Source organism: Enterobacter sp. MGH 4 (assembly GCF_000534735.1).
Lineage (GTDB): Bacteria > Pseudomonadota > Gammaproteobacteria > Enterobacterales > Enterobacteriaceae > Enterobacter > Enterobacter intestinihominis.
Genome location: NZ_KI973289.1, coordinates 317,471 through 331,083 on the forward strand (window position 1 = coordinate 317,471; position 13,613 = coordinate 331,083).

Here is a 13,613-nt window from a genome sequence, read left to right on the forward strand (position 1 = left end):
GGAGAACCCTGTGACCACCAGGCCACACTCGTCGTTTAAAATCGTATTTATCCTTGGCCTGTTGGCCATGCTGATGCCGCTGTCTATCGATATGTATCTGCCCGCGCTGCCGGTGATTTCCGCGCAGTTTGGCGTACCGGCAGGCAGCGCACAGATGACGCTCAGCACCTACATTCTTGGTTTTGCGCTCGGCCAGCTCTTTTATGGCCCAATGGCAGACAGCCTGGGGCGCAAGCCCGTAATTCTGGGCGGGACGTTGATATTTGCCGCGGCGGCGGTGGCCTGCGCGCTGGCGCAGAGTATCGATCAGCTGATCGTGATGCGTTTCTTTCATGGCCTGGCTGCGGCTGCGGCAAGCGTGGTGATTAACGCGCTGATGCGCGACATCTACCCGAAGGAAGAGTTCTCACGCATGATGTCGTTCGTCATGCTGGTCACAACCATTGCGCCGCTGGTCGCCCCCATGGTGGGCGGGGCGGTGCTGGTGTGGTTCAGCTGGCATGCGATTTTCTGGATCCTGGCGATTGCCGCGCTGCTGGCCTCGGTGATGATCTTCGTCTTTATCGATGAAACGCTGCCGGTCGAGCGCCGTCAGAAGTTTCACGTCCGCACCACGCTTGGCAACTTTGCCTCGCTGTTTCGCCATAAGCGCGTGCTGAGCTATATGCTGGCCAGCGGCTTTAGCTTTGCCGGGATGTTTTCGTTCCTGAGCGCGGGGCCGTTTGTGTACATCGAACTGAACCATGTGTCACCCCAGCACTTTGGTTACTACTTCGCGCTGAATATCGTGTTTCTGTTTGTGATGACCATTATCAACAGCCGCTTTGTCCGGCGGGTCGGGGCGCTGAATATGTTCCGCGCCGGGCTGTGGATCCAGTTCGTGATGGCTATCTGGCTGGTATTGAGCGCATTGTTGGGCGTAGGTTTTTGGGCGCTGGTGGTGGGCGTGGCGGCGTTTGTTGGCTGCGTCTCGATGGTCTCATCCAACGCGATGGCGGTGATCCTCGACGAATTCCCGCATATGGCGGGCACCGCCTCGTCGCTGGCAGGGACGTTCCGTTTCGGGATTGGCGCGATTGTCGGGGCGCTGCTCTCAATGGCGACGTTTAATACTGCCTGGCCGATGCTGTGGGCGATTGCCCTCTGCGCGACTTGCTCCATCCTCTTCTATCTTTACGCCAGCCGGCCCCGTAAGACGGCGCATAAATGAGCACTTAAGGCCCGAAACGGGCCTTTTTGTTGACCCATATCAACCAACCCTCGGTTCGTTTACCCGGTGTTTGTTTCTTTTATGTAAAATCTATTTATGTAAAAAGTCACATCATTGTATTTAAAAAGGTTGAGTTAGATCGCAGAAACGGGTACATATAGCGCCGACGCGAGCCTGCAACGCCTATAAAATCCGCTAAACAGTGCAGGTTGGCGATGATGTGTTACTATAAATGTAAATAAATTGTGAAGTAAATTTGCTTCCGGGGATCTGAACGTGAATACATTACAACTCTCCATTGTCCATCGCTTGCCCCAGAGCTATCGCTGGTCGACGGGTTTTGCAGGTTCGAAAGTTGAACCGATTCCGCAAAGCGTTGCCGGGGAGGATAATTGTCTGGTGGCGCTCAAGCTGCTTAGCCCGAGCGATGAAAATGCGTGGCCGGTTATGGAACGTCTCAGCCAGGCGCTGACGGACATCGAAGTAGACAGCTCCGTGCTGGAATGCGAAGGTGAGCCGTGCCTGTTTGTTAACAGCCAGGATGAATTTGCTGCGACCTGCCGTCTGAAAAACTTCGGCGTGGCGATTGCCGAACCGTTCTCCGGTCAATATCCTTTCTGAGTGCTAGTCAGCGGACAATAGCTGGCGCGTGTAATCCTGCGCAGGCGCAGTGAATACGCGCTGGCACTCTCCCTGCTCAACGACTTCTCCCTGCCGCAATACCACCACCTGATGGCAAAGCGCACGCACCACCTGTAAATCGTGGCTGATAAAGATATAGGCCAGCCGATGCTTTTCCTGTAGCCCCTTCAGCAGCGCCAGAATTTGCGCCTGCACGGTGCGGTCCAGTGAAGAGGTAGGCTCGTCCAGCACGATCAGCTCCGGTTTCAGGATCAACGCGCGGGCAATCGCTATACGCTGGCGCTGTCCGCCGGAAAACTCAGCCGGATACCGGTGCCGGGTCTCGGGATCTAAACCCACTTCCGCCATCACCCGCTTCACGTCGATTTCACGCTGTTGTGCCGTCAGCGCGGGCTGATGAACGCGCAGGCCCTCTTCAATAATCTGCAATACGCTCAGCCGCGGGTTCAGCGAAGAGTTCGGATCCTGAAAGACCACCTGCATCCGCGGGCGGACGGGCAGCATTTGCCGGCGGCTCAGGTTTTGCAGCGGCATGCCGTCAAAGAGAATGCTTCCCTGCGAGGCGATCAGGCGCAGCAGCGCCAGGCCGGTGGTGCTTTTGCCCGAACCGGATTCGCCCACAAGCCCAAGCGACTCGCCCGGACGCAGAGAGAAGCTCATGTTTTTCAGAACATGATTGTGATCGACCACGCGACGCAAAATGCCTTTGCGGATCGGGAATGACACCGACAGGTCCTCAACCTTCAGCAACGGTGCGCTGTCAGCGTTAAGCGGAACCGGGTCGCCAGAGGGTTCGCTATCGAGCAGGCGCTGTGTATACGGGTGCTGAGGCGCGCTCAGCAGGGCAGTTGCCCTGTTCTGTTCGACGCAGCGGCCGTTTTGCATCACGGCCACCGCGTCAGCGAGCTTTTTCACGATGCCCAGGTTATGCGTAATAAACAGCAGGCTCATGTTCAGCTCGTCGCGCAGTTCACGCAGCAGTTGCAGAATTTGCGCCTGCACCGTGACGTCCAGCGCGGTGGTGGGTTCATCCGCAATCAACAGTTCGGGGCGCGTCAGCAGCGCCATCGCGATCATCACGCGCTGGCGCTCGCCGCCGGAAAGCTGATGCGGGAAATCGTTCAGCCGTTTCGCCGCATTACGAATGCCGGTGCGTTCAAGGCAGTCCAGAATTTCCCCCCGCGCTGCCTCTTTACGCATTCCCCGATGAAGTGACAGCACTTCATAGAGCTGTTTTTCCAGCGTATGCAATGGATTGAGCGACACCATCGGCTCCTGAAAAATCATGGCAATCTTATTGCCACGAATGCCGCGCAGGGTTTGCTCATCAGCGTTCAGCAGGGATTGTCCATGGAACAGAATATCCCCCTGCGGATAGCTGACCGGCGGGGAAGGGAGCAGGCGCAGCACCGACAGTGCCGAAACGCTCTTACCGGAGCCGGATTCCCCGACCAGCGCCAGCGTCTCTCCGCGCTGGATCTGCAACGATAAATCCGTCACCACCGGGCGAGATTCGCCCTGCTTTGAAAACGCAATCGACAGATTTTCTATGCTCAGAAGAGGCCGGGTCATGTCATACCGCCTTGTTGGGATCGAAGGCATCGCGCACGGCTTCGCCAATAAAAATCAGCAGGGAAAGCAGCACAGCCACGGAGAGGAATGCGGCGATGCCCAGCCAGGGGGCCTGGAGGTTGTTTTTGCCCTGCAACAGCAGTTCGCCAAGAGACGGTGAGCCCAGCGGCAAACCGAAACCAAGAAAATCAAGCGACGTCAGGGTGGTAATGGAGCTACACAAAATAAACGGCAGGAAGGTGAGGGTCGCCACCACCGCATTGGGAAGCATGTGACGGAAGATAATTGCGCGATCGCTCACGCCTAATGCCTGCGCGGCGCGAATATAATCGTAATTTCGCGTGCGCAGAAACTCCGCGCGCACCACGCCGACCAGTGCCATCCAGCCGAACAGGACGGTGATGCCTAACAGCCACCAGAAGCCAGGCTGTACTACGCTGGACAGCAGGATAATCAGAAACAGCGTCGGCATACCGGACCAGACTTCAATTACGCGCTGCCCCCACAAATCGATTTTTCCACCGTAATAGCCCTGCATGGCGCCCGCCACGACGCCCATCACGCTGCTAAAGAGCGTCAGAAGCAGCCCAAACAGGAGCGAGATGCGGGTACCATAGAGGATGCGCGCCAGCACATCGCCGCCGTTGGCGTCCGTTCCCAGCCAGTTCTGCGAGGAAGGCGGGGAAGGGAAGGGGGTGGACGTGGCGTAGTTAATACTGTTCGCGCCAAAACGAATCGGTGCCCAAAGCGCCCAGCCGTGCTGCGCGATCTGTTCACGTAACCAGGGATCCTGATACTCGGCTGGCGTCGCAAACGGACCGCCAAAATCGCTTTCGCTATAGGTAGTAAGCACCGGCACGTACCAGCGATCTTTGAAATGCACCAGCAGGGGTTTATCGTTGGCAATCAGTTCGGAACACAGACTTAAGGCGAACAGGACGGCGAAGATCCACAGCGACCAGTAGCCGCGACGGTTGTGGCGAAAGCGCGCCCAGCGGGCCTGATTGACGGGGCTTAAACGCGACATTAGCGGCCCTCAAAATCGATACGGGGATCGACCAGCGTATAGCTGATATCGCTGATGATATTCAGCAGCAGACCGATCAGGGTGAAAATGTACAGTGTGCCAAACATCACCGGGTAATCACGGGAGACGGTGGCCTCATAGCCGAGCAGCCCTAAACCGTTGAGAGAGAACATCACTTCTATCAGCAGAGAGCCGGTAAAAAACATACTGATGAACGTGGCGGGAAAACCGGCAATCACCAGCAGCATGGCGTTACGAAAAACGTGCTTCCACATAATCTGCTTTTCACCGACGCCTTTGGCGCGCGCGGTGACGACGTACTGTTTGCGGATCTCATCAAGAAAGGCATTTTTGGTCAGCATCGTAAGCGCCGCAAAACCGCCGATAACCGTCGCCAGCACCGGAAGCGTGATGTGCCAGAAGTAATCGGTGATTTTCTGATACCACGGCAACGTGCTGAAATCCGCAGAGACCAGCCCGCGCAGCGGGAAGAGGTCGAAATAACTGCCGCCAGCGAAAAAGACAATCAGCAGCACGGCAAACAGAAACGCCGGGATAGCGTAGCCGATGATAATGAACGTGCTGCTCCAGATATCAAAACGGCTACCGTTGTAGACCGCTTTGCGGATCCCCAGCGGAATGGAGACCAGATAAATAATCAGCGTCCCCCACAGTCCGAGCGTGATGGAAACCGGAAGGCTTTGCTTGATCAGGGTTAGCACCGAGGCGCTGCGAAACAGGCTGTCGCCAAAATCGAAACGGACATAATCCCAGAGCATCCTGAAATAACGCTCGTGCAGCGGCTTGTCAAAACCATAGCGATGGGTGATCTCGGCGATCACCTCCGGATCCAGTCCCCGACCGCCCCGGTAGTGGCTTTCGCTGATATTGCCCACGCCCGTCCGGGCATGGCTGGCCCCCATTCCTTCACCGCCGCCGCCCGGCATGCCGCCAGCGTGACCAAATTCTATGGCCGCAATCGCCTGGTCCACCGGGCCGCCGGGGGCAATCTGCACGATAAAAAAGTTAATGGTAATGATGGCCCATAGCGTCGGGATAACCAGCAGCAGCCTGCGGATAAGATAAGCGCCCATCGTCACTCCTCAACGCCGCGCTGCGGGCAGTTTTGCGGCTTTATTCACGTCATACCACCACGTATCAAAACCAAGCGTATAAACCGGGCGAACGGCGGGCAGGGAGAATTTGTCCCAGCGGGCCACGCGATCTTCACCCATGTACCACATCGGCAGCATGTAATAGTTCCAGGTTAACACCCGGTCAAGCGCGCGCCCGAGCGGCAGAAGTTTCTCTTTATCGCCCTGAGCGGCAACGATTTTCGCGATCAGCGCATCAATCACCGGACTCTTTACCCCCGGAGCGTTGTAGGAGGAGTCGATATACCCCGATGCCCAGGAGATTTGCAGGTCTGAACTCGGCCACGGCTGGGCAGCCCACAGGGTTTGCATCATGTCGTAATCGCGACTGCGCTTGCGGTTGGTCAGCTGGGCAATATCGACCTGGCGGATATTCATGGTCACCCCAAGACGGGCAAGGTTCTTCTTAAACGGCAGCACCCACTGATCGTTTGCGCCGGAGGCAATCAGCAGTTCGAAGCTGAGCGGCTTACCAGTTTTAACATTTACTCGTAGCCGATTTTTCAACACCCAGCCAGCGTCATCCAGCAGTTTGCTGGCTTTCAGCAGGTTGTCCCGGTCGAACCCGTTTCCGTCGGATTTTGGCGGTTCAAATAGGCGGGTGAACACTTCCGGCGGGAGCTCCGATTTCATTGGCGCCAGCAAAACCAGCTCGTCCGCGTGGGGATAATCACGGGCGGCATATTCAGTATTCTGGAAATAGCTGTTCGCCCGGCTGTAGGCTCCGTAAAACAGCGCTTTGTTCATCCATTCGAAATCAAACGCCAGGGTAATAGCTTCACGCACCCGACGATCGGAAAAAACCGGGCGCTGAATATTAAACGCCAGCCAGCGCGTGTCCTGCGCGGATTCGTTTTTATGTTCGTCTTTAACGATATAGCCTTTCGCGAAATTTTTTCCGATATACCGGGTCGCCCAGTTTTTGGCGCTGTTCTCGACACGTAAATCAAATGCGCCTGCCTTAAACGCCTCGAAGGCCACGTTATCATCCAGGTAGTAGTCGTAGCGGATTGTATCGAAGTTCCAGCGGCCCCGGTTTACCGGCAGCGTGGCTGCCCAGTAATCTTTCACGCGGGAATAGATCACGTACTGGCCCATTCGCCAGTCGGTAATGCGATACGGTCCTCCGGCCAGCGGCGGGGAAGAGAGGGGATCGCTCAGCTTATGGTTTTTCCAGAATGATTCGGGCATGACGGGCAGGGAGAACAGGCTCAGCATATTCTCTTTGTTTGGCTCAGGGAGTTCGATTCGCACGGTCAGCGGGGCGATGGCTTTCACCGTGGTGCCCTTGTACACCAGACGAAACTGCGGCACGCCTTCGGTCATAAATTTATGAAAGGTGAACGCCACATCGCGGGCGCTAACCGGCGTACCGTCGTGAAAACGCGCCCGCGGATTAATCGCGATTTCTGCCCAGCTAAAATCATCGGCGTAACGCACGTTCTCAGCGACCAGGGGATAATAGCTGCCGGGCTCGTCGTCGGAGGTGACGAACAGCGTGTCATAGAGGGATTCGGTACGCGCTGCCGCCACGCCGCGCAGGGCGAAGCGGTTAAAGTTGTCAAACGTTCCGGTCGCGGAAAGCGTCACGTTCCCGCCTTTCGGGGCGGCGGGGTTCACATAATCGTAGTGAGTAAAGTTGACCGCATACTTCGGCTCGCCAATGACGGCAAAGGCCGTGCTCTCTTTGATGGTCTGCGCCTGGCTCGACAGGCTCACCAGCGCCAACAGCATCAATACAACGCGCATAATCATAGTGCGGCGGATCCCTTTGTTCACAGGCAGGCTCGGTTGAGGAGAATAATAAGGGACAGCGCCGTGATTGTGAAATTATTCCCCGAGCGTGATGTCGGGTTGCCACGTCCTGAACTGCTCCAGCGGCATTGGTCGGCCGATCCAGTAGCCCTGAAGATAGTTCACGCCATGCTCGCGCAGCCACGCCGCCTGCTCGGGCGTTTCAACACCCTCGGCGACGGTTAACATATTCAGGCGTTCTGCCAGCGTCAGCACCGCGTCAAGCACTGGCGAGGTAACGGTTTCAGTCCCGATGGCATTCACGAAGCCACGGTCAATTTTCAGGTAATCCATCGTGAAGCGTTCCAGATAGATCAGCGCGCTGTGGCCGGTGCCAAAATCATCGATGGCGATTTCAAAACCTTCATTGTGCAGCCATTCAAACAGCTGATTTGCCTCGCGGTGGTTGATCATGTCGCGCTCGGTTATTTCCAGTACAATCTGGAAGTGATCGGGCGGAAGGCCAGCGGCAAACGCGCGCATATCCTCCTTAAAGCTTTCCGCATGCAGATGACCGGGCGCGATGTTGATCCCAAACTTGGCCCCAGGCGGGAGCACCGTTTGCAGGACAGGGGCATCGCGGATAATCAGGTCAAAAAGATGCAGCGTCAGCGGGACAATCAGCTTCTGCGCTTCAGCGAAGTTAATAAAGGCATCCGGTGGAATTTCGCCCATCACCGGGTGCTTCCAGCGCATCAGGACTTCCAGCCCGGTCATTCTGAGCGACTGCGCATCCACGACGGGCTGATAGACCACGTAGAACTGGTCGTGCTTGATGGCCGTAAGGATCTCTTTCCCGGGATTCAGACGGATAGTGAGAATATAGAAATTCAGCAGACCTGCCGCAATACCGCAGACCAGGCCGAAGAACACGGCGTAGAGCAGTTCATCGGTCTTCCAGGCTTGCGCATAGACGTTAACGGTCAGAGGAATATTTTTCAGCGTGGCGGTGCGGGCAGGGACCTCAGGCAAATCCCGCGCCTGAACCAGCATTCCGGACTGGGTGGATAACGCGGAGTCGCCAATGACGATCGATATTCCGGAAAATTCATCCTGACGTGACGTATAAAGAAGGTAAGGCGTCAGGTTGATGTTCACGGAGGTAAATACGCCGCCGTCTTTTACCAGCGGATTGCGATACCAGATAGCGATCGCGGGTTTATCCGGCAGCATGGGCGTACCCGGCAGGAGCGCGATATCAACAGGTTTGCTGATGTGTAGCTGAGGGATAAGCGTTTCCATTGGGGTATTCATCGGACCTGTTGCCGAAGAGCAGAAGGCCTGTTTATCCCGGACCAGCAAAAAGGCGCGCACGTTAATACTGAAGGCCGCGCGTGAGGTGAGCGCCGCACTGACCTCTTCACAGCTGTTCAGCGTGAGCGGCTGGAGCGTATCAATAGAGGTTTTAAGCTCGTCGAAAAAGCTCTCCATGTAGACGCTTAAATCCGTAATGAGGGTATCGTACCTGACTTCTCGCTTGTGATAACTCCAGTAAAACTGTAACGCACTCAGAAGCAGGGCGGTAAACAACCCCGTCAGAATACTGAGAAACAGTATCTTGCGGTTGCTGGAGAAGTAGCGGGTAAACATAGATGTCGTGATTCCTGAAATGACGCTGGATGTCTATCAGTGTAACGGGCAAAAAAAAACACTGCCGGAGCAGTGCTTTTTTAATCGTATCGCCAGCCAAGGGATAACCAACGATACGACAGCAATATTAACTACGGCTCAGAACGCGGCGAGCTTCGTTGTAGCGCTTCTTCCAGTAAGGTTCGTTCATGCTGGAAATCGTCACACCACTGCTGGTGGAAGCATGGACAAACTGATCGTTACCGATATAGATGCCAACGTGTCGACCGGTTGAACCTGCTCTGAACAGGACTAAATCGCCCGTACGCAGTTTAGTGCGCGAAATGGACTTGCCCATTTCCTGCTGTTCATAAGTAGAACGCGGAAGGTCTAACCCAAACTGCTCACGGAAAGTACGCTGTACGAATGCGGAGCAATCGATGCCTTTCTTGGTGCTGCCGCCCAGGCGGTAACGCACGCCTTTCCAGTCAGCATACTGATCCATAATACGCGACTTAACGTCGAGATTACGTACCATATTTTCAAATTCATCCTGAGAGGCTTGCAGTGAAGAGGAATCTTCCATTCCCACAACACGCGTCTCAGGATGCATATTCTTCGCGGTGTTCGTCGTACTACATGCCGAAAGCAGAACCGCCACTGCAATCGCCGGGATCCCCCGCAAGATATATCTCAAAATTGGTTGAGATTTGACCATTTTGTTTGTTTTCCCTTGAAGTCCTTAACGAAAATATCGTTATAAAAATGCCAACCGTGACGAGACTAATTATCTGTTCACAATGAGACAATTCTTTATGGTGAAATCTGTGGCACAACGCACAAAATTATTCACCACGATAATAATTATCTCAATGGGGCAAAACGAGTTCGAGGTTAACCGATTGCAAAGGGCATTGCGAGCAAAAAAGACCGTTTTTTTATAAGAAAATGTGATACACAACGTTACAGCGCGGAATTGCTCAAAATGCCGCCATTCATACCGGTAATCCCTGCAATTGCTTCATTTTTATCACGAATTGTATGACGGAATGATGACAGCGCTGAATGATACCGGAAAGAAGTGACTCAGGGATCGAAAACGATCCCTGATGAATGGTGTTAATTAGCGTTATTTATTTGTTTCAGACTTGTTAAAATTTGCCGGGAAGATAGCGATCAAAAATACTTATTACGCGATCGCTCAGGGGAGTCATCAGCACCCAGGGTAAACCAATTAACACCGCCGTGAGGGAGCCTACGGCGATATCTGTCAGCCAGTGAGCGCCAATCATCACCCGCGGGAATGCAAATACCACCACAATAACCAGGGCGATGGCGAAGGCTTTTTTACTGAAATAGCGCAGCATGAAGCCAGCAAAAATCAGCAGCATCATACCGTGGTCGCCCGGGAAGCTGTCCTTCGAGGCGTCTTTGGTTGGAATATGAAGCAGCTCGCTGACGCGGTTAATATTCGGGAAAGAGAGCGACGGACTGGCGCGTTTAACCGGCATCAGATGCTGCGCCAGCTGGTTGATAATCACGGCTGCCAGCAGCATGACCAGGCCGATAATCAGAATACGGCGACGACCCGTTTTGTCTTCCTTCAGCCAGAAGGAGAGCATCAGACAGCCCATTGCCAGCAGCGAACAGCCGTCAAACGCGCGGTTGTTGGTGATCGCCACCAGCCACAGGAAGGCTTCACTCTTCGCCAGCGCCTGGTTAAAGAAGTGGAACAGCCCGGAATCCAGCGGGAACCAGAAACCGTGATCCGCCGGGATATACCAGGAGAAAAAGAGCGCCAGACCGGCAGCGTTGAGCAATAAAATAGCAGGAAGTCGAGTCGTCATAGTCTTCAGCAATGTGTGAAATCAGGGGCAACGTTAGCCGCCCAAACTTAAACGAAGCTTCAACAGGCTTGACTGGAGGGCATTCCAGTCGGTATTAACCGCACTAATTAACTCTATCCGGCTGTCGGGTGGCGCGACGTTCTGGGTTTCTATAAAGAAATCCTCGCCCTGACGATTAATGCGCACCAGACCATCCGGGGTGCGCATGATCCCTTTTACCCGCTCAACCGGCGCCAGTCTCGCCCATTCCAGTATACCAATGGTGTCGAAAACCGTATCGGCATCGAAGATCCAGCCGCAGGCCTGGTGTCCCTGGCCGCTGTTCAGATTTCGACGCCAGCGCTGATGTTCGGGCAGGCTCAGCGCAGCCAGACCTTGCTTCGCGCCGTGGCTATGTGAATGCTCTGCGCTGGCAGGCAGTTGCGCCTGGTTGAGGCGGGGAAGATCGAGCAGGGCGCCATCAATGTTGCCCTGGGTGGTCTGCACGTACTGACGTCCACCGCCAGCCTGCTGCCACCAGGCATTGAACGCGGCCTGACTCTCAGCCGTCGCGCGATCGGATTTATTCGCCACGATGATATCTGCCGAGGCGAGCTGGTCGCGGAAATTGTCGTTATTGATCGCTTTTTCATCCAGCAGCTGGCGGGGGTCGAGCAGGCAAAGCGTCGCACGCAGCTCAAGCCACGGCTCGTAGACCGGGGCGGTCAGTAAATCAAGAATTTGCTTCGGATGACCCAGCCCAGTGGGTTCAATCAGCAGACGGTCAGGCTTGCCCTGACGCAGCAGCGTATTCAGCCCGACCTGCATCGGCAGACCATTCACGCAGCACATACACCCGCCCGGGATCTCTTTCACCATCGCGCCGCTGTCGGCGAGCAACGCGCCGTCGATCCCCACTTCGCCAAATTCGTTGACCAGCACGGCCCACTTTTCCGCCGGATCTTTATTGGCCAGCAAATGCAGAATGGACGTAGTTTTACCGCTGCCGAGAAAGCCGGTGATCAGGTTGGTTTTGGTCACGTGCGCTCCGATAAATAATTGTGATGTAGTGACAACTATCTATCATCCTGACGAAAAAATCGGGCATTGAGAAGAGGGAGGGCGAACGGAGCGTAAAACCGTTCGCCTTAAACGCAATAATCGCTAAATTTTTAACGTTTCGATAACGGCCTGACGCGCGCCGAGCCGGACGAGGCGCTGGTACGCGCCGGTGATTGCCTCGACAAAGACAGGGTTTTGCGGCAGGTCGTCGCCAAAGATTTCTTTTAGCGTCAGCAGGGCGCTAACGCGTTCTGCGTCACTGCTGGTAGCGACAATGGCCTGAAACTTGTCGCTCAGCGGATCGCGCACGTCAATGGCGTTGCCCTGGTCGTCCGTCCCGCTGACGTAGCGCATCCAGCCTGCGACGCCCAGCGCCAGTAATGGCCAGGCGGTGTTACGCTCAAGATGCATGCGGATCCCATCCAGCATGCGCTGAGGCAGCTTCTGACTGCCGTCCATAGCGATTTGCCAGGTGCGGTGCTGTAGCGCCGGGTTGGCGAAGCGGTCAAGCAGGCTGTCAGCATAGGCTGTCAGATCGACGTTGGTGATGCGCAGCGTAGGGGCCTGCTCATTCAGCATCAGCCTGCGGGCAGCCTCGCGGAAGCTGTCGTCCTGCATACATTCATTTATGTGCGCGTAGCCGGCAAGGTAGCCCAGATACGCCAGGAAGGAGTGGCTGCCGTTCAGCATCCGCAGCTTCATCTGCTCCCAGGGCAGGACATCCTCAACCATCTGTACGCCTGCAACCTCCCATTCCGGACGCCCGGCGACAAAGTTATCTTCCACTACCCACTGAATGAACGGTTCACAGCTGATGGCGCAGGGATCTTCAACGCCAAGTTCCTGGGTGATTTCCGCGAGTGAGGCGTCAGTGGCGGCGGGCACGATTCGGTCGACCATGGTGCCAGGGAAGCTCACGTGCGCCTCGATCCATCCGGCCAGCTCTGCGGATCGCTTTCCGGCCATGCCGAGAACGGCATTTTTCACCACGTGGCCGTTGTCGGGAATATTGTCGCAGGAGAGCACGGTAAACGCTGGCAGGCCGCGCTCGCGGCGGCGATGAAGCGCTTCGACCAGAATACCCGGCGCGGAATGCGGCTCAGACGGATGCTCAAGATCGTGCAGAATGCGGCTGTTGTGCATATCCAGTTTCCCCGTCGCCGGATCGATGCAGTAGCCTTTTTCGGTAATGGTGAGGGAGACAATGGCCACCTGCGGTTCGCAGAACTTTTCAATAATGGCTGCCAGCGAGTCGAGTTTTGCGTTCAGGCACTCTTTTACCGCACCGATAATAATGGGCTGATTGCCTTCGGCACCTTTCTCCAGCACGGTAAACAGATGATCCTGCGCGCGGAGCTGGCGCATGAGAACATCGCCGCTAAAGAGGCTAATCTCACAAATACCCCAGTCGCCTCCTTTGGCGTTCAGCACCCGGTTTGTTAACAACGCCTGATGCGCCCGGTGGAACGCGCCAAAGCCGAAATGGACGATACGGGAGCGTAACTGCTCGCGATCGTAGCGGGGCTGCTGGACATGAGCAGGAAGCGCGGTGGAGGCAATAGTCTTCATGTAGTACACACCTGATTAACCATTAATTAACAATGCCAGTGTAAAGTTATATGACAACAAATTAAATTGGTAAGCCGTAAATATCCCGGTTATGTGAGTTTGATCAATCAATGTCGCGCGCTGTGTTGACCACTTCGATTAAACATGTATGGTAGTCGTCATTGAGGTAATCCATATTGGTATAACAA

11 protein-coding genes are annotated in these 13,613 nt (G+C 55.3%); 2 read left to right on the forward strand and 9 right to left on the reverse strand.

The window, feature by feature from the left end; genetic code table 11:
• Positions 1-10 precede the first annotated feature (10 nt).
• Both L350_RS20625 and L350_RS20620 read left to right on the forward strand, forming a co-directional pair.
• Positions 11-1,210, forward strand: coding sequence for a Bcr/CflA family multidrug efflux MFS transporter (locus tag L350_RS20625; protein WP_022648730.1), 1,200 nt, complete (start codon positions 11-13; stop codon positions 1,208-1,210).
• Between the two features lie 276 nt (positions 1,211-1,486).
• The gene (locus L350_RS20620) at positions 1,487-1,831 is read left to right on the forward strand and encodes a YejG family protein (protein WP_003859372.1); all 345 of its coding nucleotides are present in this window, start codon (positions 1,487-1,489) and stop codon (positions 1,829-1,831) included.
• Positions 1,832-1,834: 3 nt separating this feature from the next.
• On the opposite strand, the gene yejF is transcribed toward L350_RS20620, so the two are convergent.
• The 9 genes from yejF to L350_RS20575 form a co-directional block, all read right to left on the reverse strand.
• On the reverse strand, positions 1,835-3,424 hold the full coding sequence (yejF, locus tag L350_RS20615) for a microcin C ABC transporter ATP-binding protein YejF (RefSeq protein WP_032623895.1): 1,590 nt from the start codon (positions 3,422-3,424) through the stop codon (positions 1,835-1,837).
• Position 3,425: 1 nt separating this feature from the next.
• On the reverse strand, positions 3,426-4,451 hold the full coding sequence (locus tag L350_RS20610; protein WP_023330165.1) for a microcin C ABC transporter permease: 1,026 nt from the start codon (positions 4,449-4,451) through the stop codon (positions 3,426-3,428).
• Entirely contained in the window at positions 4,451-5,545 is a 1,095-nt protein-coding gene (locus tag L350_RS20605; protein WP_003859369.1) for a microcin C ABC transporter permease YejB, read from the reverse strand. The genes L350_RS20610 and L350_RS20605 overlap by 1 nt, the downstream gene beginning before the upstream one ends.
• Before the next feature lie 9 nt (positions 5,546-5,554).
• Positions 5,555-7,360 carry an extracellular solute-binding protein gene (locus L350_RS20600; RefSeq protein ID WP_032623896.1) on the reverse strand — a complete coding sequence of 602 codons (1,806 nt, stop codon included), beginning with the start codon at positions 7,358-7,360 and terminating at the stop codon, positions 5,555-5,557.
• Positions 7,361-7,435: 75 nt separating this feature from the next.
• The gene (locus L350_RS20595) at positions 7,436-8,989 is read right to left on the reverse strand and encodes a cyclic di-GMP phosphodiesterase (protein WP_032623897.1); all 1,554 of its coding nucleotides are present in this window, start codon (positions 8,987-8,989) and stop codon (positions 7,436-7,438) included.
• Between the two features lie 127 nt (positions 8,990-9,116).
• Entirely contained in the window at positions 9,117-9,686 is a 570-nt protein-coding gene (gene mepS / locus L350_RS20590; RefSeq protein WP_003859364.1) for a bifunctional murein DD-endopeptidase/murein LD-carboxypeptidase, read from the reverse strand.
• Between the two features lie 433 nt (positions 9,687-10,119).
• Positions 10,120-10,815, reverse strand: coding sequence for a phosphatase PAP2 family protein (locus tag L350_RS20585; RefSeq protein WP_032623898.1), 696 nt, complete (start codon positions 10,813-10,815; stop codon positions 10,120-10,122).
• A 33-nt stretch (positions 10,816-10,848) separates the two neighbouring features.
• Positions 10,849-11,835, reverse strand: coding sequence for a CobW family GTP-binding protein (locus tag L350_RS20580; protein WP_032623899.1), 987 nt, complete (start codon positions 11,833-11,835; stop codon positions 10,849-10,851).
• A 123-nt stretch (positions 11,836-11,958) separates the two neighbouring features.
• Positions 11,959-13,425 (reverse strand): mannitol dehydrogenase family protein, encoded by a 1,467-nt coding sequence (locus tag L350_RS20575; protein WP_032623900.1) that lies wholly within the window; start codon positions 13,423-13,425, stop codon positions 11,959-11,961.
• Between the last annotated feature and the right edge of the window lie 188 nt (positions 13,426-13,613).

What these genes read in the sequence shown, in the direction of transcription:
- yejF (WP_032623895.1), bottom strand. Translation starts at nt 3,424, where the DNA reads ATGACCCGGCCTCTTCTGAGCATAGAAAATCTGTCGATTGCGTTTTCA.
- L350_RS20610 (WP_023330165.1), bottom strand. Translation starts at nt 4,451, where the DNA reads ATGTCGCGTTTAAGCCCCGTCAATCAGGCCCGCTGGGCGCGCTTTCGC.
- L350_RS20605 (WP_003859369.1), bottom strand. Translation starts at nt 5,545, where the DNA reads ATGGGCGCTTATCTTATCCGCAGGCTGCTGCTGGTTATCCCGACGCTA.
- L350_RS20600 (WP_032623896.1), bottom strand. Translation starts at nt 7,360, where the DNA reads ATGATTATGCGCGTTGTATTGATGCTGTTGGCGCTGGTGAGCCTGTCG.
- L350_RS20595 (WP_032623897.1), bottom strand. Translation starts at nt 8,989, where the DNA reads ATGTTTACCCGCTACTTCTCCAGCAACCGCAAGATACTGTTTCTCAGT.
- mepS (WP_003859364.1), bottom strand. Translation starts at nt 9,686, where the DNA reads ATGGTCAAATCTCAACCAATTTTGAGATATATCTTGCGGGGGATCCCG.
- L350_RS20585 (WP_032623898.1), bottom strand. Translation starts at nt 10,815, where the DNA reads ATGACGACTCGACTTCCTGCTATTTTATTGCTCAACGCTGCCGGTCTG.
- L350_RS20575 (WP_032623900.1), bottom strand. Translation starts at nt 13,425, where the DNA reads ATGAAGACTATTGCCTCCACCGCGCTTCCTGCTCATGTCCAGCAGCCC.